The sequence below is a fragment of the Rhodococcus sp. 06-1474-1B genome, assembly GCF_002258885.1.
Taxonomy (GTDB): Bacteria; Actinomycetota; Actinomycetes; order Mycobacteriales; family Mycobacteriaceae; genus Rhodococcoides; species Rhodococcoides fascians.
In genome coordinates this window covers 56,101-75,012 of record NZ_NOYR01000027.1, presented here as the reverse complement: position 1 = coordinate 75,012, position 18,912 = coordinate 56,101, and the positions used below count along the sequence as shown (strand labels likewise).

Annotated in this window: 17 protein-coding genes and 1 riboswitch; of the genes, 5 read left to right on the top strand and 12 right to left on the bottom strand. The window is 65.4% G+C overall.

Annotation, left to right across the window (positions count from 1 at the left end):
* Positions 1–45 precede the first annotated feature (45 nt).
* The gene (locus CH266_RS15550; protein ID WP_094715665.1) at positions 46–1,617 is read left to right on the top strand and encodes a PucR family transcriptional regulator; all 1,572 of its coding nucleotides are present in this window, start codon (positions 46–48) and stop codon (positions 1,615–1,617) included.
* Here CH266_RS15550 and CH266_RS15545 read toward each other — a convergent pair.
* The 8 genes from CH266_RS15545 to CH266_RS15510 all read right to left on the bottom strand — a co-directional run bounded on the left by CH266_RS15545 (position 1,602) and on the right by CH266_RS15510 (position 9,916).
* Entirely contained in the window at positions 1,602–2,627 is a 1,026-nt protein-coding gene (locus tag CH266_RS15545; protein WP_032367931.1) for a LacI family DNA-binding transcriptional regulator, read from the bottom strand. The genes CH266_RS15550 and CH266_RS15545 overlap by 16 nt on opposite strands.
* Before the next feature lie 73 nt (positions 2,628–2,700).
* A complete protein-coding gene (gene mmsB / locus CH266_RS15540; RefSeq protein WP_027495782.1) occupies positions 2,701–4,029 on the bottom strand; it encodes a multiple monosaccharide ABC transporter permease in 1,329 nt (442 codons plus the stop codon).
* Positions 4,026–5,564: a multiple monosaccharide ABC transporter ATP-binding protein gene (gene mmsA / locus CH266_RS15535; RefSeq protein ID WP_032367932.1), complete on the bottom strand. Its 1,539-nt coding sequence runs from the start codon at positions 5,562–5,564 to the stop codon at positions 4,026–4,028. Before mmsA ends, mmsB begins: the two co-directional genes overlap by 4 nt.
* A gap of 8 nt (positions 5,565–5,572) precedes the next feature.
* Entirely contained in the window at positions 5,573–6,709 is a 1,137-nt protein-coding gene (gene chvE / locus CH266_RS15530) for a multiple monosaccharide ABC transporter substrate-binding protein (RefSeq protein ID WP_027495784.1), read from the bottom strand.
* A 198-nt stretch (positions 6,710–6,907) separates the two neighbouring features.
* Positions 6,908–7,711 carry a hypothetical protein gene (locus CH266_RS15525; protein WP_027495785.1) on the bottom strand — a complete coding sequence of 268 codons (804 nt, stop codon included), beginning with the start codon at positions 7,709–7,711 and terminating at the stop codon, positions 6,908–6,910.
* Between the two features lie 32 nt (positions 7,712–7,743).
* Positions 7,744–8,058, bottom strand: coding sequence for a DMT family transporter (locus CH266_RS15520; protein WP_027495786.1), 315 nt, complete (start codon positions 8,056–8,058; stop codon positions 7,744–7,746).
* Between the two features lie 13 nt (positions 8,059–8,071).
* A riboswitch (guanidine-III (ykkC-III) riboswitch) is annotated at positions 8,072–8,135 on the bottom strand.
* 45 nt (positions 8,136–8,180) lie between these two features.
* Positions 8,181–8,915, bottom strand: a complete 735-nt coding sequence (locus CH266_RS15515) for a TIGR03943 family putative permease subunit (protein WP_094715664.1) — start codon at positions 8,913–8,915, stop codon at positions 8,181–8,183.
* A complete protein-coding gene (locus tag CH266_RS15510) occupies positions 8,912–9,916 on the bottom strand; it encodes a permease (RefSeq protein WP_094715663.1) in 1,005 nt (334 codons plus the stop codon). The genes CH266_RS15515 and CH266_RS15510 overlap by 4 nt, the downstream gene beginning before the upstream one ends.
* Before the next feature lie 105 nt (positions 9,917–10,021).
* Between CH266_RS15510 and CH266_RS15505 the strand changes: the two genes are divergently transcribed.
* Both CH266_RS15505 and CH266_RS15500 read left to right on the top strand, forming a co-directional pair.
* Positions 10,022–10,720 carry a response regulator transcription factor gene (locus tag CH266_RS15505; RefSeq protein WP_094715662.1) on the top strand — a complete coding sequence of 233 codons (699 nt, stop codon included), beginning with the start codon at positions 10,022–10,024 and terminating at the stop codon, positions 10,718–10,720.
* A complete protein-coding gene (locus tag CH266_RS15500; RefSeq protein ID WP_255175932.1) occupies positions 10,717–12,129 on the top strand; it encodes a sensor histidine kinase in 1,413 nt (470 codons plus the stop codon). The genes CH266_RS15505 and CH266_RS15500 overlap by 4 nt, the downstream gene beginning before the upstream one ends.
* Here the strand turns inward: CH266_RS15500 and CH266_RS15495 are convergent.
* The 3 genes from CH266_RS15495 to CH266_RS15485 are packed head-to-tail and all read right to left on the bottom strand — an operon-like array spanning position 12,109 to position 15,058.
* Positions 12,109–13,230 (bottom strand): AbrB family transcriptional regulator, encoded by a 1,122-nt coding sequence (locus tag CH266_RS15495; protein ID WP_094715661.1) that lies wholly within the window; start codon positions 13,228–13,230, stop codon positions 12,109–12,111. The genes CH266_RS15500 and CH266_RS15495 overlap by 21 nt on opposite strands.
* Complete coding sequence (locus CH266_RS15490; RefSeq protein WP_027495792.1) at positions 13,227–13,637, bottom strand: universal stress protein; 411 nt, start codon at positions 13,635–13,637, stop codon at positions 13,227–13,229. Before CH266_RS15490 ends, CH266_RS15495 begins: the two co-directional genes overlap by 4 nt.
* A 35-nt stretch (positions 13,638–13,672) precedes the next feature.
* Entirely contained in the window at positions 13,673–15,058 is a 1,386-nt protein-coding gene (locus CH266_RS15485) for a CitMHS family transporter (RefSeq protein WP_094715660.1), read from the bottom strand.
* 169 nt (positions 15,059–15,227) lie between these two features.
* On the opposite strand from CH266_RS15485, the gene CH266_RS15480 reads away from it, so the two are divergent.
* Both CH266_RS15480 and CH266_RS15475 read left to right on the top strand, forming a co-directional pair.
* Positions 15,228–16,892 (top strand): sensor histidine kinase, encoded by a 1,665-nt coding sequence (locus tag CH266_RS15480; protein WP_094715659.1) that lies wholly within the window; start codon positions 15,228–15,230, stop codon positions 16,890–16,892.
* Complete coding sequence (locus CH266_RS15475; RefSeq protein ID WP_094715658.1) at positions 16,889–17,545, top strand: response regulator; 657 nt, start codon at positions 16,889–16,891, stop codon at positions 17,543–17,545. Before CH266_RS15480 ends, CH266_RS15475 begins: the two co-directional genes overlap by 4 nt.
* Here the strand turns inward: CH266_RS15475 and CH266_RS15470 are convergent.
* On the bottom strand, positions 17,528–18,910 hold the full coding sequence (locus CH266_RS15470; protein WP_094715657.1) for an MFS transporter: 1,383 nt from the start codon (positions 18,908–18,910) through the stop codon (positions 17,528–17,530). The two genes, CH266_RS15475 and CH266_RS15470, sit on opposite strands and share 18 nt — an antisense overlap.
* Positions 18,911–18,912: the final 2 nt, after the last annotated feature.

Below are 18,912 nucleotides of genomic sequence, written 5' to 3'. Positions count from 1 at the left end.
TTCAATCAGCTCATCGGCCAAAGAATTCGTGATGTACTTGTCCGCATGGCCAATACTGTGACGCTGCGTTCTCTGCTGACGTCGCTGCACAGCGCGGTGGTCGAGCTCGTGGTCGCGCCGGCGGGAACCGAGATCACCGTCGAGTCCGTGGCCCTGCTCGACGGCGACGACCTTCGTCGACCACCGGGAACGGCAGCCGATCTGACCCTGCTGGTCGGCGTCACCGAGACCGATGCGCTGCGGTGGTTCGACGATCTGGCGTTGCGTCCGGTGGTCGACAGGCCCCTCGCGGTGCTGACCAAGGTGGCCGACTCGACCGCGTTGGCCCACGCCGCCCGAGAGACCGGAATCGCCTTGGTCGCGGTACACCACCAGACCCGCTGGGAACTGCTGCTGTCGACGATGCGCGGAGTCCTGGACCAGTCCCGCGCACCGGCCTCGGAGGACGGGCTGTTCGGAGCGGACACCGATCTGTACGAGCTGGCGCAGACGGTTGCGTCCTTGACCAAGGGCATGGTGAGCATCGAGGACGAGCGCTCGCACGTATTGGCGTACTCGGCATCGGACGACTCGGCCGACGAGTTGCGGACCCTGTCGATCCTGGGGCGAGAGGGACCGGCCGACTACCTTCGCCGTCTGCACGAGCGTGGGGTGTTCGATCGACTCCGCCGTACCGACGACGTCATCGACGTACCGGCCGACGCCGAACTCGGTATTCGTCGACGCCTTGCCGTCGGGATACGTCGAATAAGCGGCGCAGCAACGACTCTGGGAACGATCTGGGTTCAGGAAGGCGCGCGTCCGCTGTCGGTGGACGCCGATGCGGTGTTGCGCGGAGCATCGGCGGTCGCCGCCCGGCTGATCACCCGCATCGCGAACGCCCCGACCAACGAGGCGCTGCAGATTCAGCGACTGCTGGGCGCGCGGGGTGGCGGCGTGGACATTCCGTCGCTGGCCGCGGCGCTGTCGATTCCGACCACGGGGACGGCCGCGGTCGTCGGATTCGCCGCCTGTGGTGAATTCGACATCACTGGTCTGGCTCCGTCGATCCGGTTGCACGCCAGCGCATTCAGGCGAGACTCGCTGGTGACCGTCATCGGCGAGAGGATCTACGTACTGTTCTCCGGAGCTGCGTCGGGGACGGCGATTCCGGTGTGGACCGCAGATGCCGTGTCGCGCATCGAGACTCGAACCGGACTGTGCTTGCGCGCTGCGGTGGCCGCGCCGATCGCCGATCTCGACGGGGTGGCCGCAGCCCGGTTCGAGGTCGACCGAGTATTGGACGCGACCACGGGCGACGTTCGGGTCACCACGCTCGCAGAGTCGAGAACGTCTGTGCTGCTGGGCGAGATCGTCGACATCATCTCGAATCACGAGCAGTTACGGGACCCGCGGATCGCGGCGCTGGATCGGTACGACGCCACCCACGACGGCGCGATGCGAGAGAGTCTCGAGACGTACCTGGCCTGCTTCGGTGACGTCCGTGCCGCAGCGGAGAGGCTGCACATCCACCCGAACACGGTGCGTTACCGCATCCGACGCGTCGAGCAGATTCTGGAGTTGGATGTGTCGGATCCGGACGCGCGGTTGTTGGTGGAGATTCAGCTACGGATGTGAGCGTCACGGGCCTCGGCAGTGCTGGACCGGATCACCAGGCTCGGCTCGATGCGCGAGCGCCGGGTGCTGCGGTTGCCGGAATCGATTTGGGCCAACAGTATTTCGACACTGCGGATGCCGACCTCGCTGAATTCCTGACGGATCGTCGTCAGGGGAGGGGAGAAGAACTCCGCGTCGGGAACGTCGTCGAAACCGACCACGCTGACGTCCGTCGGAACTTTTCGGCCGTGCACTTCGAGGGCGCGCAACACCCCGAGAGCCATCGCATCGTTTCCGGCGAACACCGCTGTGACATCCGGGTTCTCGGCCAATCGGCAGCCGGCCTCGAAGCCGGACTTCGCGGTCCAGTCGCCGGCGAGAACGAGTGGCGGTTCGACACCGGCCTGCTCGTGGGCCGAGCGCCACCCGATGACTCGATCGGCCGCCTCGTACCACCCCGAGGGGCCTGCGACGTGCCAGACGGCGCGGTGACCGAGTGAGAGCAGATGTGTGGTGGCGGATTGCGCGCCGGCGACCTGATCGACCGAGACAACCGCCAGATCGCCTTCCGGCGATCCTTCGACGGCCACCAGTGGCAGTTCGGCGGCCAACTCGGCGATGTCGCCGCCGTCGGTGCTCAACGGCGCGATGACGACGACGCCGTCGACGCCCTGTTTTTGCAACCTGCGCACGCAGGTGCTGATCGCCACCTCGTCGAACGAGGTGGGGACGCCGACGACGACGGAGTATCCGGCCTGTCGTGCGGCCTGTTCGACGCTGTAGAGCGTCGACACCGGCCCGTACAGAGCGTTGCCGGTGCCGACGATCCCGATGGTGCTGCTGCGGCCGGTGACCAGAGCGCGAGCTGCGGTGTTCGGCCGGTAGCCGAGCTCCGCGATGGCCTGCTCGACCCTCGTTCTGGTCGCCTCGGTGACGTTGGGATGGCCGTTGATGACCCGTGAGACGGTCTGGTGGGACACACCCGCGAGCCGAGCGACGTCGGTCATGGCCGGTCCGCGGGTCGGCGTCATCGCACGCATCCTCCTTCGCTGGTCGAACACCATCTCAGCATGCCCGGACCGGATCGGCGCGTCACCGCCCGGATCACGTCGTTTTCGTCATCGATGCAGAGGTCGGCGGTGCGGGCTTTCCGGGCTCGCCGGGGGAGAACATCTCGGCGGGTACCGGTACGCCCAGGTAACTGGTGGGGGACGCGGCTTTGTCTCCCTTGCCGCCCTTACCGCTCGCCGCACGACGCTTGGTCCAGATGTCGAACGCCACGGCTGCGAGCAGCACCAGGCCCTTGACCAATTGCACTCTTTCGCTGGGTGATCCGATCAGCGACATACCGCTGTTGATCACGGCGATGATGAGTCCACCGGTCAGCGCGCCGACGATGCGGCCGACGCCGCCCTGTACGGCTGCGCCACCGATGAACGCCGCCGCGATGGCGTCGAGCTCGAAGCCGTTGCCCGCAGTAGGACCGGCCTGGTTGAGGCGTCCGGCGAAGATGATTCCGGCCAGAGCCGAGAGAACACCCATGTTGACGAAGATCCAGAACGTGACCGGCTTGACCTTGATACCGGACAGGGACGCGGCGTGAATGTTGCCGCCGATGGCGTACACGTGCCGACCGAATACGGTCTTGCCGGCCAACGTCGAGTAACCCATGACCAACACGGCGAGCAGGATCAGCACGTACGGCAGGTTCTTGAAGCGAGCCAACTGGACGGCAATCGCAAGCACGAGAGCGGCAGCGAATGCCATCTTGATCAGGAACAGCGGCATCGCGTCCACGGTCTGGCCGTACTTCTGCCGGCCCGTTCGAGAACGCCACTGGCTGAACACGATTCCGGCGACCGCGAGAATCGCGACGAGCAACGTGAAGATATCCGCCCCACCCAATGGCCCGAGTCCCACATTGCCCATGAAGCCGGGCAGGAAGCCGTTGGACAGTGTGCGTACCGGTCCGGGGAACGGCCCGATGCCCTGGTTGCCGAGGACGATGAGAGTCACCGCGCGGAAGACGAGCATTCCTGCGAGGGTGACGATGAAAGCGGGAATGCCGAAGTACGCGACCCAATAACCCTGCCAGGCACCGATCAGGCCGCCGACGATCAACGTTATCAGCACCGCCAGTGGCCACGGCACGTTCTGTTGGACCATGAGGACACCGGCGATGGCTCCGGTGGCCGCCACCACCGATCCGACGGACAGGTCGATATGGCCGGCGATGATGATCACGACCATGCCGATGGCCAGAATGAGAATGTACGAGTTCTGCACCACCATGTTGCTGATGTTCTGCGGCACCAACAGCTGACCTCCGGTCAGCACGGTGAAGAGCACGATGATCAGCGCGAACGCGATGAAGATTCCGCTCTGTCGGAGGTTTCGCGTGAGCAGCCCCCGAACGGTCGACAGCTGGTTCATCGAAGTACTCCTGTTCCACGGGTCATGAGATGCATGAGAGATTCCTGGGTTGCGTCCTCGCGGTCGACCTCACCGGTGATCCGGCCGGCGGACAGCGCGTAGATCCGGTCGCACAGACCGAGAAGTTCCGGAAGTTCGGACGAGATCACCAGCACTGCTTTTCCGGCGTCGGCGAGTTGGTTGATGATCGAATAGATTTCGAATTTCGCGCCGACGTCGATTCCTCGCGTCGGTTCGTCGAGGATGAGCACGTCGGGATCGCTGAAGATCCATTTGCTCAGCACGACTTTCTGCTGATTGCCGCCGGAGAGTTTGCCGACCACGGCGGAGACGTTCGGTGCCTTGATGTTCATGCTCTTGCGGAAGCCCTCGGCGACTTTGTATTCCTGGTTGGCGTCGACGAAGCCTCCCGTCACCAACTTGTCCAGCGCCGCGGTGGAAATGTTGCGCTTGATGTCGTCGATCAGGTTCAGCCCGTACCGTTTCCGATCCTCGGTGGCGTACGCGATGCCGTGATGGATGGCATCGTTGACGGACTTGACGTGAATTTCCTTGCCGTACTTGTAGAGCCGTCCCGAGATGTCGATCCCGTAGCTTCGGCCGAAGACGCTCATGGCCAACTCGGTACGGCCGGCACCCATCAATCCGGCGAGGCCGACGATCTCACCGCGCCGCAGCGTGAGGTTCGCCTTGTCGACGACGGTTCGGCCCTGCTGGGTCGGACTGTGCACGGTCCAGTCCTCGATGCGCAGAACTTCTTCTCCCACAGTCGATTCGTGGGGCGGAAACCGGTGCTCGAGATCGCGGCCGACCATCAGCGAGATGATGCGATCCTCGGTGACGTCCGGGTCTCGCATGTCCAGCGTCTTGATGGTCTTGCCGTCCCGGATGATCGTGGTCCGGTCGGCAATGGCCGCGATCTCGTTGAGCTTGTGCGAGATGATCACGCACGTGATGCCCTCGTCCCGTAGACCGCGCAACAGATCCAGCAGATGTGCGGAGTCGGAATCGTTGAGTGCCGCAGTGGGTTCGTCGAGAATCAGCAGGGTCACGTCCTTGGACAGTGCCTTGGCGATCTCGACGAGTTGCTGCTTGCCGACGCCGAGGTCGCTCACGACGTTGACGGGATTCTCCCGCAGCCCTACCCGGTTCAGAAGGGCTGCGGCCTCGGAATTGGTTCGGTTCCAGTCGATGAACCCGCGCTTGGACCGCTCGTTGCCGAGAAAGATGTTCTCGGCAATGGAGAGATGCGGACTCAGTGCGAGTTCCTGATGGATGATGACGATGCCCTCGGCCTCGCTACTTCGGATGTCGGAGAACGAGCACTCTCGACCGTCGAACACGATGTCGCCGTCGAATGTGTCGTGTGCGTACACACCCGACAACACCTTCATGAGCGTCGACTTGCCTGCTCCGTTCTCGCCGCAGATCGCGTGGATCTCGCCGCGATTCACCGAGAGAGTGACATCCTGTAGCGCCTTGACGCCGGGAAATGTTTTGGTGATGCCGCGCATCTCCAGAATCGGGCTCGTCATCGCCGAACTCACTTCAACTGATCCTCGGTGTAGTAGCCACCCTCGACGAGCAGCTTCTCGTAGTTGTCCTTGTAGACGATCTCGGGCTGCAGCAGGTACGCCGGAACGACCTTCTCGCCGTTGTCGTAATCGGTGGTGTTGTTGGTCTCGGGAGTCTGACCGTTGAGCATGGCCTGAGCCATCTGGATCGTGACCTCGGCGAGCTGGCGCGTGTCCTTGTAGATCGTGGAGTACTGCTCACCGGCGATGATCGACTTGACCGACGGGACCTCGGCGTCCTGTCCGGTGACGACCGGGTAGGGCTGACCGGCGGTTCCGTAGCCGTTGCTCTTGAGCGCGGACAGAATTCCGATCGACAGACCGTCGTACGGGGAGAGCACGCCCTGAACCTTCTGGCCCGAGGAGTACGTCTTGGTCAGCAGGTCTTCCATGCGCTTCTGTGCCGTCGCCGGATCCCAGCGCAGGGTGGCAGCGGTTCCGAAGTCGGACTCGCCACTACCGATCTTCAGAGTTCCCTTGTCCAGGTACGGCTTCAGGGTCTCCATGGCACCGTCGAAGAAGAAGGTGGCGTTGTTGTCGTCGGGCGAACCGGCGAAAACCTCGATGTTGAGCGGGCCGGCGGGCGCGTCGGCCTTGTCGGTGCCGTCCTCGTTCTTCAGCCCGAGGCCGACCAACAGTGAGGTGGCCTGGTCGACGCCGACCTTGTAGTTGTCGAACGTCGCGTAGTAGTCGACGTCCGGGGAGTTGCGGATGAGCCGGTCGTAGGCGATGACACCGATGCCGTTGTCCTTGGCTTCCTGCAGCTGGGTGGTGATGGCGGTGCCGTCCACCGAGGCCACGATCAGCAGCTTCGCGCCCTGGGTGATCTGATTCTCGATCTGGTTGACCTGGGTGGGAATGTCGTTCTCCGCGTACTGCAGGTCGACCTTGTATCCCTGGCCCTCCAACGCGCTCTTGAGGTTGTCGCCGTCGGCGATCCAACGGGCGGAGGACTTCGTCGGCATGGTGACGCCGATCAACGCACCTGCGGTGCTGCCGCCCTCGGCCGGAGCCTCGTCTGCGGTCTTGGTACTCGATCCGCACGCACCGAGCGTGAGGGTGAGGGCCACCGCGGCCGTAGCCATGGATAGCTTTCGAAACTTCATCGTTTCTCCCTGTGTTGTGAGGTAGACCGTGAAGCGGAGGCCGTCGGGTGGTCCCGTGTGGTTCGCATCACATCAAAACGAAAGTGTGAGCGATAACATCGGCATTGTCAAAGATTTCTTTTTGCACCGCGCGTGAGCAGTGTGAGCGCTAACATCTGCCGCCGACGACTCTCGGCGAAGCGCCGAAGTTGCGGCCCGTCAGTGCAGCTCGTGCACCGACTGCTTACCGCTCTTGAGCCAGCGGCTCGGCAGCCGTCCGACCAGCTCGCCGAGTGGATGCACCGCCGCCGAGAGGATCTCCACGGAATCCTGCAGGATGTCGATCGAGATACTCATACGCTCGATGTTCGGAGCCACGGACGTCAGCGTCTCGGAGAGTTTGACCAACTGGTCCAGCGGCCCGCCCTTGGCCGTCAGACGCTCGACGGCACCGTCCTCGGCCAGCATCGTCTCGAGAATGCCGTTCTCCGCGATGGCCCGTTCGATCAGACCGTCCTGACGCGTCAGCACCTCGAGCGGACCGTCCTTCGCCGTCAGGCGTTCGAGGGGGCCGTTGGTGGCGGTGATCCTGTCCAGAAGACCGCCTTCGGCGAGCAACCGCTCGAGCGGTCCGTCCTCGGCGAGCAGTCGGTCCAGCGGTCCGCCGGGAGCGAGAATGCGTTCGACCGGCCCACCCGGAGACAGCAGACGCTCGAGCGTGCCGTCCTCGGACGTGAGTCGATCGACGACGCCGCCCTGGGCAAGTAGGCGGTCGAGTGGCCCGCCCTCTTTCAGGGCGTTGCCCAACGCGCGATCGTCGGAGGTGAGCTGGCCGAGCTGGGTGAGCAGCTGCATAGTGCCGCCGCGCGGATTGGCGAGCGACGCCACACCGGCCGTGCCGGACGCGCCGGTGGCCAACGCCATCCTGGTGGTCGCCAACGCGACCTCTGCGACGCCGATCGCCTGCTCGGCGATGGCCAAGCCGGCCCGTGCGGGCAGTGTGATCGCTGACACCCAGTTCATCGTTTTACTGTAACTGCTTGTAGCCGGGAAAATCAGTGAAGAACCTTCAGTCCCACAACGCAGCCGACGATGCCGACCAGAAGTACGACTTTGAGGAACGACGCTGCTTCGGCACCGGTGATCATCGCGTACGCCACGGTCAAGGTGGCACCGATTCCCACCCACACCGCATACGCGGTTCCGGTGGGCAACGACCGCATCGCCACCGCGAGACCGATCATGCTGAGCACCACCGCGACACCGAAAACTACCGATGGTCCGAGCTTGGAGAAGCCCTCGGACTTACCGAGCGCAGTCGCCCAGATCGCTTCGAGAACGCCGGAAACGACGAGAATCAGCCATGCCATGAGAAATCACCTCTCGGCACCGTCTTGTCGCTGTTCGGGTACGGCGCGCCTCGTCCGATTGTCGGAAGTGACCTGTACGACGGTACCAATTCTTCCTCGGCGGGGACGCGAATTTTCCGGTGTCAGTACGCGTACGTGTTCGTCGGCGGGTCGATGCGCCGGGCCGTCGAGACCGTCATCGTGGGGGTGAAGGCGGTGGCTTCGGTCGCGGTCGATGCGTCGACGGTGCCGGTGAGCTGCAGCCAGGTTCCGTCCGGAACATTTTCGAGCACAGTCGAATTGGAGTCCAGGTGAATTCGGATGGATCGTGCGTCGGCCGCGCAGCAGATGATCAGGACGCGGGCGAGGTCGACACCGCCGGTCGTGCCGTCGACGCGCGGCGACCCGCCGTTCGCCGTCGCCACGGCGAATCCGGTGACACTGATCTCCCGGCCGTCGAGGCTGCCCTCGGAATCTCGGACCGCCCGCTGTACGACGTCGAGCAACGGGACGTCCGGTGCCTGCCCGTCGGGTAACGGCGGGAAGGGTGTCTTCTCGTGGGTCGAGACGGCGTCCACGGATCGGTCGCCGACCGCCGAGACACCGAGCGCGGGCGGGGCGACGAGGAGGATCACCGCAATCGGCACGAGCAGCAGCCAATACGGGCGTGCGTCGTGATCGTGGCCGTCCGTCGGCCCACCGCGCAGGATGTCGGCGACGATCGAGGCTGCCGCGAGGACGACGATCAGCACGCCCGCGATCAGCAGATACGGATGCAGCGACGGTTTGACGTATCGAACGAAGCTGCCGTCGAGCGAGATCTTCACGATCGCTCCGCCGAAGAGGAACAGCAGGACGTTCTGCACCTCGCGTTTCATCGCGCGCCGATCAGGAATCCGCCGACGACCGAGGCGCACACGATCGCCACGACGAAGGTCAGTGGTGCGAAGCGGACGACGAAACCGCGCCCGAAGCTGCCTGCCTGCATCGCCATCAACTTCAGATCGACGGCCGGGCCGACCACCAGGAAGACCAGGCGCGGGAGCAGCGGCAGCATCGACATACTGGCCGCGACGAACGCGTCGGCCTCCGAACACAGCGCCAACAGAACCGCCAGTACGGCCATCACCACGATGGCCAGCAGAAGCTGACCGGCCAGGTGCTCGTACACCCGATCGGGAATCACCAGGTGCAGGGCCGCGGCCGCCGCGGCACCGAACACCAGAAACGCCCCGGCCTGCAGCAGGTCTGCACGAGCCGACTCGCGGAACGTCTCCCACTTCGAGCCTTCGTGATCGTGACCACGATCCGCCAGCCGCGCGGTGATCCACTCGGCCTTACCGAATCGCGTCCACAGCCAGCCCATCACTACGGCGGTGGCGAGCGAGGCGAGGAACCGGGCGAGAACCATTGCCGGCTCACCAGGAAAGGCCACCGCAGTCGACACGAGAACGACGGGGTTGATCGCCGGTGCCGACAGCAGAAATGCCAGAGCGGCCGACGTCGGCATTCCCTGGTCCATCAACCGCCGGGAGACGGGAACAGCACCGCACTCGCACCCGGGCAATGCCATCCCGGCGAGTCCGCTCACACCGACGGCCGCGGGCTCGTTCTTCGGGACCACACGTCGAAGCACGGCCGGGGAGACGAACGCGGCGATGCCGCCGCTGACGAGCACACCCAGCACCAGGAACGGCGTCGCCTGCACGAAGATCCCGGTGAAGACGGTGGCTCCGGTTCGCAGGGCAGGGGAGGCGGCGACCCACTCGGCGAGGTACGGACCTGTCACGATGCCCAACACGAGCAGAGTTGCGAATACGTGCATGGAAGTGACCGTCGGCCTGCGCCTCGTGCGGCGATCGGTGTTCGCAGGGAGCATCGCGCTCCATCATGCCCTCTCTTGGGGCCCCTCTCTGTCGGGGCTCACAGCAACCTCACAGCGAGAGTCCAGCGGACGAGCAGCAACGCGCGCGATGATGACACCGTGAGCGAAACCCCCGAAGCGCGTGTACTGATCGTCGACGACGAACCGACAATCGTCGAGCTGTTGGCGGTCAGTCTCAAGTTCCAGGGATTCGAGGTCGCGACGGCGTCCTCCGGCCCCGAGGCCCTGGACAAGTCGCGTACCTTTCGGCCCGAGGCACTGATCCTCGACGTCATGATGCCGGGCATGGACGGCTTCGGTCTGCTGCGCAGGCTGCGTGCAGACGGAGTGGATGCTCCGGCGTTGTTCCTGACGGCGCGAGATTCCGTGGAAGACAAGGTGACCGGTCTGACGCTCGGCGCGGACGACTACGTCACCAAGCCGTTCAGTCTCGAGGAGGTGGTGGCTCGGCTCCGAGTGATTCTGCGCCGGTCCGGTCGGACCGAGGAGACGGAATCGTCGCGAGTTGCGTTCGCGGACATCGAACTCGACGACGACACCCACGAGGTGTGGAAGGCAGGCAAGCCGGTCTCGCTCTCGCCGACCGAGTTCACGCTGCTGCGGTACTTCATGGTCAATGCCGGAACAGTGCTGAGCAAGCCCCGCATTCTGGATCACGTGTGGCACTACGACTTCGGCGGTGAGGTGGGAGTGGTGGAGTCGTACGTGTCGTATCTGCGTCGTAAGGTCGACACGGGCGATACCCGATTGATCCACACGTTGCGGGGCGTCGGCTACGTCATGCGGCAGCCGCGGTGACCGGCCTCCGCTCACGGCTGGGGGACATCCCGCTGCGCTTCACTCTGGTTGCGGCCCTGCTGCTGTTGGTCGGGCTCGGACTGCTGGCATCGGGTGTCGCGGTGACGTCCTCGTTGGAGACGTCGTTGATGCGTCGCCTCGATCAGCAGTTGGTCGAGGCATCTCGGGGTTGGGCGCAACCGGACTCCCGCCCACTTCCACCCATCGGCGAGCCCAATCCTGGTCGCCCGCCGTCGAATTTCTACGTCCGGTCCGTGGCGAACGACGGCACCGTACGGGGTCCCATCAACGATGTGGCAGAAAGTGTTCCGGATCTCTCCGGTGTCACCGCCGATCGCCCGACGACGGTCGGCTCCGAGAGCGACCCAGGGAAACAGTGGCGAGTGTTGACGGTGACCAACAGTGACGGATCCACCACGGTGGGTATACCGCTCGGTCCCAATCAGCAGACCGTCAGCCGACTGATGGTGCTCCAGTTGTACATCGGGGCAGCGGTATTGGTGGTGTTGGGTGTGGTGGCGTACTTCGTGGTGCGGCGCAGTCTGCGGCCGTTGCGTGAGGTGGAGACGACGGCAGCTGCGATTGCCGCAGGCGATCTGCACCGGCGGGTGCCCCACCGCAGCGAGAGAACGGAAGTCGGTCGACTGTCGGCGGCATTGAACGGAATGCTCTCGCAGATACAGCGGGCGTTCGCAGCGACCGCCGCCTCGGAAGAAGCGGCGCGGGCGTCCGAGGATCGGATGCGCCGGTTCGTCGCCGACGCCAGCCACGAACTGCGGACTCCGCTGACGACCATCCGGGGATTCGCCGAGCTGTACCGGCAGGGGGCGATGAGCGACATCGCATTGTTGATGACGCGGATCGAGGGCGAATCGGCGCGCATGGGACTGCTCGTCGAGGATCTGCTCATGCTCGCGCGACTCGATGCCCAGCGTCCCCTCGAGGTACGTCGAGTCGACGTGCTCACCATCGCCGCCGATGCCGTGCACGATGCGAAAGCAGTCTCGCCCGCACGCGACATCTCGTTGAAGGTATCGGCAGGACCGGGTATTCCGGAGGTCGCCGGCGACGATGCCCGGCTGCGTCAGGTGTTGGCCAACCTCGTGGGGAACGCAGTGCGGCACACGCCCGAGTCCGCGTCGATCACGGTGTGCGTGGGCACCACCGAGGAGTCGGTGGTGCTCGAGGTGCAAGACACCGGCCCTGGGCTGGGTGAGGAGGAAGCAGCTCACGTCTTCGAGCGCTTCTATCGCACCGACTCGTCCCGGACCCGTGAGAGCGGGGGCAGTGGGCTCGGCCTGTCCATAGTCGCAGCCCTGGTCGCCGCCCACAACGGGACCGTGGACGTGCGAAGTAGCCCGGGACAGGGCGCAACTTTTCGGGTCGAACTACCCCGAACCGACGGTTGATTCACTGGCTGCGCGTGCATTCTTGCGTTCGGCGATCCTGGTGTACGCGGCAGCAGCGAGGGGCGCGGCCACGAGCATCGACACCAGCCGGATCACCTGAACGCAGGCGACGAACGTGACGTCAGATCCCGTCGTCGCGGACACGGCGAGCACTGCGGCCAGTCCGCCGGGCGTCGTCGCGAGATAACCGGTCAACATGCTGACTCCGGTGACGGCGGACAGCGCCCAGCCCAGGAGTGCGCAGATCAGACCGATCGTGAGTACGAGCAGCGCGGCCCACGGGAAGATGCGACCGATGGCCCGCAGGCTGGCGACGGTGAAGGCAAGTCCCGCCTGCCATCCGATGACGATGAACGCCAACGGCAGCAGTACTTCCGGGACGGAGATGTCGACGGGCCAGCCGAAAAGCTCGCAGGCTCCGGCGACGATCAGCGGTCCGAGCGTGGCGGGGGCGGGGAGTCGGATCGTCTTCGCGAGCAGGATTCCGACGACGACGGCACCGACCAGAAAGGCCGTGCCGATGTACCACGGTGTCGTCGACGCCTCGTCGGAACCGGACGTTCCACCGGTGTCGGTGTGAAAGGCGAAGGTGACGATCAACGGCATCGTGACGACCACCAACGCCACGCGGAGATACTGGACCACGGCGACGATGCGCTCGTCACCACCGAGCTCGCGGGCGACCGAGACAAGACCTGTTGCGCCACCGGCAATCAGCGACAGTGCTCCGGTCACCGGATCGACGTCGCGGTGCAGTGCCAGCAGAGCGCCGCAGCCGGCGCTGACGATCAGGGTCGCCAATCCGACGGTGACCGCGGGAATCCAGTTCTCACCCAGCGCAGCGAGGGTGTCGGTGTCGAGCATGAGTCCGATCGTCACCGCCAGCGTGCCCTGCGCAGCCATGGACGCAGGCCGGGGCACGGCGGCCGGCCCCAACCCCGTCAGTGCGAACACCACGGCGACGACGAGTGCGGCGAACAGCGACGGCGCGGTGAGGCCCAGACTCGCGAAAAGGGCCCAGCCCCCGACGGATACGGCCGCGAGGCCGATCCATCGGAGGCTGTGCCGCACTACGGTCGTCACCTTGTCGGCAACATTCACGCTCCGGACTTGACCAGTAGAACCGGAACCGGAATTTCGAGCAGCAGGCGCTGAATCGTCTGTCCCATCAGGAACTTGCCGACTGCCGAGCGGTGCCGGGAGCCGACCACGAGGATCTCGGACTTCTGCTCCTCCACCAGAGTCAGCAGAGTGTTCACCGCGTCGGGATCGGGGCGACCTACCGCCACGGTCCAGGCCACGGCCTCTGCGTTGTCGATGTCGGCGAGGGCGGTCTCCACTGAGGTGGAGACCGCAGCGGTTTCGCCTGCCTCGGCGGACGGCTCGGCCGATCCCGACAGTGCGTGCAGGACGACCAGATCGGTCTCTCTGATCCGAGCTTCTCGAACGGCGGCCGCGAGTGCTGCGCGGCCCTCGGGTGAATTGTTGTGCAGTACGCCAACAGTCATGACGGTGTCTCCTTCAGGAAGGTGGGGGTGAGGGATCAGCCGAACGGAATCTGACCGAGGACGATGCCGACCGCCAGCATTGCAAGGGAGACGACCACCGCTCGCCACAACACCTTCTTGTGGTGATCGGCCAGCGAGACTCCGGCCAGGGTCACCAGGAGCAGGATGGCCGGAACCAGCGGGCTCTGCAGGTGGACGGGCTGACCGGTGATCGAGGCACGGGCCATCTCGACCGGGTCGATGCCGTACTTCTCGGCGGTCTCGGTGAGCACCGGCAGGATGCCGAAGTAGAACGCGTCGTTGGTCATGAAGAACGTCAGCGGGATGCTCAGGATGCCGGTGATGACGGCCAGGTACGGGCCCATTCCCGGCGGGATGACGTTGAGCAGCCACTCGGCCATGGCCTCGACCATGCCGGTGCCCTGGAAGACGCCCGTCAGGATTGCTGCGGCGAGCACCATGGCGACGACGGAGACGATGGAGGACGAGTGCCGAGCGATCGCGTCGCCCTGCTCCTTGACCTTCGGGAAGTTGACCGTCAGCGCGATCGAGGCAGCGATCATGAACAGCACCGGGATGGGAAGAATGTCCATGACCAGGATGACGAGGAGAACGACCGTCAGAGCAGCGTTGAACCAGAGCAACTTCGGGCGCAGCGTGTCGCGATTGGGGTCGAGACCGTCGAAGAACTGACCCGATTCGCCGGAGCCGTCCGATCCGCCGGTTCCCGCTCCGCCGGTTCCCTTGCCGCCCTTACGGATGCTTCCGCCGCCGCCCGAGGAAACAAGTTCGGGTTCGTAGATCAGCTTGCCGATGCGTCGACGCTCCATGATGCCGAGGTGAACGGCGAAGAGCAGCACGATGATCAGGCCGACGATCATCGACGGAACCATCGGAACGAACACGTCGGACGGGGAGATTCCCAGAGCGGATGCAGCGCGAACCGTCGGGCCGCCCCACGGGATGATGTTCATCGTGCCGTTGGCGAGTCCGGCGACGACCGTCAGAATGACCGGGCTGACACCGAGTTTCAGGTAGAGCGGCAGCAGTGCGGACGTGACGATGATGAAGGTGGTCGAGCCGTCGCCGTCGAGCGAGACGACCATGGCCAGAATGGCCGTTCCGACAACAAGTTTCATCGGGTCGTTGCGTACGAGACGCAGGATGCCGCGCACCAGTGGGTCGAACAGTCCGACGTCGATCATGATTCCGAAGAAGATGATGGCGAAGAACAGCAGGGCCGCGGTGGGAGCGAGGGACTTGATGCCGTCGGTGATCATGTCACCGATGCCGAGTCCCGCGCCGGCCAGCAGACCGAAGATGACGGGGACGAGGGTGAGTGCGACGACGGGCGTGGCTCTCTTGGTCAAGATCAAGAACATGAAGGCGGCTACCATGAGGAAGCCGAGTATCACCAACATCGTGCACTCCTTCTCGAAATGTGTGAGGTGGGTCCGGTTGGACTACGTGTTGTGACTGAAGTTACGTAACCGGCATCACATGTTCGCCGTTGTGCGCACTACCCGCGCAAGCAACGTAAAGAGCCTTTTGCGCATTGTGCTCGAGAAGCTCTCGCTCTAGCCTTGGCTGGTGCGATTGAGGACTCAAGTGCTGCTGCTGCAGGCCGCGTTGGTTGCGGTGGCGCTGGCAGTGGCGTTCGGAGTGTTCGCGATCAGCAGTGGCGAACAGGCCAACGAGGAGTACGGCGAGCGCGCCCTCGCGGTGGCGCGGACGGTGGCCTCCGACCCCGAGGTTCGTTCGCTCGTGGGGCAGTTCTCGGCCGCGGACACCGCGGGCACCGATGCTGCGCCGGCGGGAGTGCTGGCAGGCGGCGCGCTGCAGCGGACGGGCGAAAGTGCCCGGGAGCGCACCGATGCTCTGTTCGTCGTCATCACCGACGACCGGGGACTGCGCCTGGCGCATCCGGATCCGACCGTCCTGGGGCAACGGGTGAGCACCGATCCGTCCGGTGCGTTGGCAGGCAACGAGGTCGTCGAATCCCAACGCGGCACGCTGGGCGACTCCGTCCGTGCCAAAGTGCCCATCCTGGCTCTCGGCTCGGCAGACGTCGTGATCGGCGAAGTGAGCGTCGGTATCTCCACGACGGCAGTGCGAACCGAGCTGGTGAAGGATCTGATCAACGGCGCACTGGTCACCGGAGCAGTCCTGCTGTTGGGTGTGCTGGGCTCGATTCTGCTGGCGCGCAGGTGGAAGCGGCTGACCCTGGGCCTCGAACCCGAGGAACTCGCCGAGCTCGTGCGCGAGCAGGAGGCGGTGCTGCACGGCATCGGCGAAGGCGTGGTGGCCATCGACCCGGACGGCATCGTCACCGTCGTCAACGACGAGGCGCGCACCTTGCTCTCGATCGAGGGGAAGCCGGGAATGCGCGTGGAGGACATCGGTCTGACGCCCAGATTGCTCGAGGTCATCGAGATCCCTACGGGCGAGCCGGTACTCGCCGCCGTCGACGAGGTCGTCGTCATCGCGGCTGCACGAAAGGTGTTGCGTGACAATCGAGATCTGGGAACGGTACTCACCGTGCGCGATCGAACGGACGTGGAGGCGCTGACGCGTCAACTCGACGCGGTGCAGTCGATGTCCGCGGTGCTGCGCGCTCAGCGACACGAGTTCGCGAACCGGATGCATCTGGTCAGCGGACTGCTACACGAAGGCCACCCCGATCGTGCGTCGGAGTACATCGACGAGATTCTCGGTGTCGGACCGAGGTCGGAGGCGGTCGAGGGGATCGACGCTGTGTCCGACGCCTACCTACGTTCCTTCCTGACCGCCAAGGCTGCACACGCGCGCGAGAGTGGTGTACGGCTGGTGCTGGGGGAGAACACCTGGGTCGGTGGGGAACTGGTCGGACCGGTGGACGTCACCACCGTGCTGGGGAATCTGGTCGACAACGCGATCGACGCGGCCCGGCTCGGTGCACGTCGACCTGCCGAGGTGGAAGTGGAACTGGTGCAGGAAGATTCGACCCTGCATATCGTCGTCGTCGATTCGGGTGACGGCGTCGCGTTGGCGCCCGAGCAGGTTTTCGTCGAGGGAGTCTCGACCAAATCGACGGCGGACACGCCGGGTGGCCGAGGTGTGGGACTGGCACTGAGCCGACAGATCGCGCGAACCCGTGGCGGAGAGGTGACGTTGGCCGATGCCGGCGGGCAGATCACCGCCGACAACGACCGCGGGGGCGCAGTGTTCATCGCCTCGATTCCCGACGCACTACTGATCGAAGAGGTGACGCAATGAAAGTTCTCGTCGTCGACGACGACTTCCGGGTCGCAGATCTGCATGCCGCACTGGTGAATTCGCTCGACCAGTACGAGGTGGCCGCAGTGGCGACGAGTATCGCCCAGGCGCGCGAGCTGCTGACGACACAGTCGTTCGACCTGGCACTGGTGGACGTCTATCTGCCGGACGGATCCGGTATCGACCTGGTGCGAGAGCTGCCGTGTGACGCGGTGGTGCTCTCCGCTGCTGCGGATCAGCACACGGTGCGATCGGCGATGACCGCGGGCGCATGGACGTATCTGATCAAGCCGTTTCCACGCTCGGCGCTGGTCGATCGCCTCACCGGGTATCTCGCATACCGCGGCGCGCTCGATCGTACGGACGAACTGACTCAGGCGGACATCGACGGTGGGCTCGACGCCCTCCGCCCGCGCGCTGCGGCTCCGTTACCGGCCTCGCAGTCGGTCACCCGAGACCTGGTGCTCGACGCGGTGCGCGGAACGGCGGAGCCGATGTCGGCCGGAGAAGTCGCTGCAGCCATCGGCATTTCGCGAGCGACGGCCCAGCGGTATCTGGCCACCCTGGTGTCCAAGGGGCGGTTGCGAATGCAACTGCGGTACGGATCGACCGGGCGTCCCGAGCAGGAGTACTCGCTACCGCCGGGTGCGTGACATCGCCACGACCGCAGCTCCGACGAGTGAAATGGCCGCGGTGAGCAGAGCCGCGGTGTTCCACCCCGTGACCAGAGCGGCCGCGGCATGATCGCCGGCCGGCACGGCAACCACAGCAACGACGGTGACGCCGACAGCGGATCCGACGTAGCGCGCGGTGTTGTTGGCCCCGCTGCCCATACCGCCGCGTCCGGGCGGGACGCTGGCCACGGCCTCGCGTCCCAGCGCGGCGTTGAGGACGCCAGTGGCGACGCCCGCCACGAGCAGTCCCGGCAGCAGCCGAGGCCAGCCGGCGTCCGCGGCGAGGCCCGTCAACATCACCATGCCCAATGCCACTCCGATCAGTCCGGCGGCGAGCTGGGTGCGGCCGCTGACGGCGGCCGGGATTCGCCGAGCCAGCAGGGCGGTGACGACCGAGGTCGCAGACCACGCGAACAGCAGAATCGCTGCCCCGAGCGCATCGATGCCCAGAGCGGTGCCCACGAACCCGGCCATGTACGACATCAGTGCGATGATCCCGCCGCCCGTGGCCAGGGCGGCGACCGTGGCGGCGAGAAACGGTGGATGCCGAAACAACATGAGATCGAGCATCGGGCTCGCACTGCGTAATTCGAGCGCGACGAAGGCCAGCAGCAGGAGGGCGGCGAGAACGAACAACACGATGGGAGTCACGGCGGTCCACCCCTGCCGTCCCTCGACCAGCGCGGCCAGCAGTGCGCCGATGCCCGTGGCCAACAGCACCGCACCGAGGGGATCGAGCCCACGCGGGGCGTCGGACATGGATTCTTCGACGCGCAGCTGCGCGACGACGGCGAGCACGAGAGTGGCGATCGCGAGGACCACGTACGCCTCACGCCAGCTGGCCCACCGGTCGAGGAGCGCGGCGAGCAGCGGGCCGAGCGCGATACCGGCCCCCACGCTGGCACCCCAAACTCCGCTGGCCTTGGCGCGCACCGGCCCGGCGGGGTGCGTGTGCGCGATGATGCCGAGGCTCGATGCGACGACCGCCGCGCCGCCGAGGCCCTGCAGGATGCGGGCCAGTACGAAGATGAGGGTGTTGGGAGAGACGGCACAAACGATGGCGCCGACGGCCAGAACGACTGCTCCGAGTACGAACGTGCGGCGACGACCGAAGTCGTCTGCGACGGTCCCGGTGGTGAGCAACGCGGCGGCGAGACCGATGCTCATCGAGCTCAGAATCCAGGTCCGTCCCGCTGCGTCCGACATCAGGTCCAGCGCGGTGCTGTTGATCGTCGCGAGCGGAGCGGTGAACGCCATCAGCGTCAACAAGGTGCCGGATGCGGCGACGGCCAGTGCGCGGGTGCCGTTCGTGGTGCCGGCGGGCGTGGGTGCAGTGTCGGTCATCG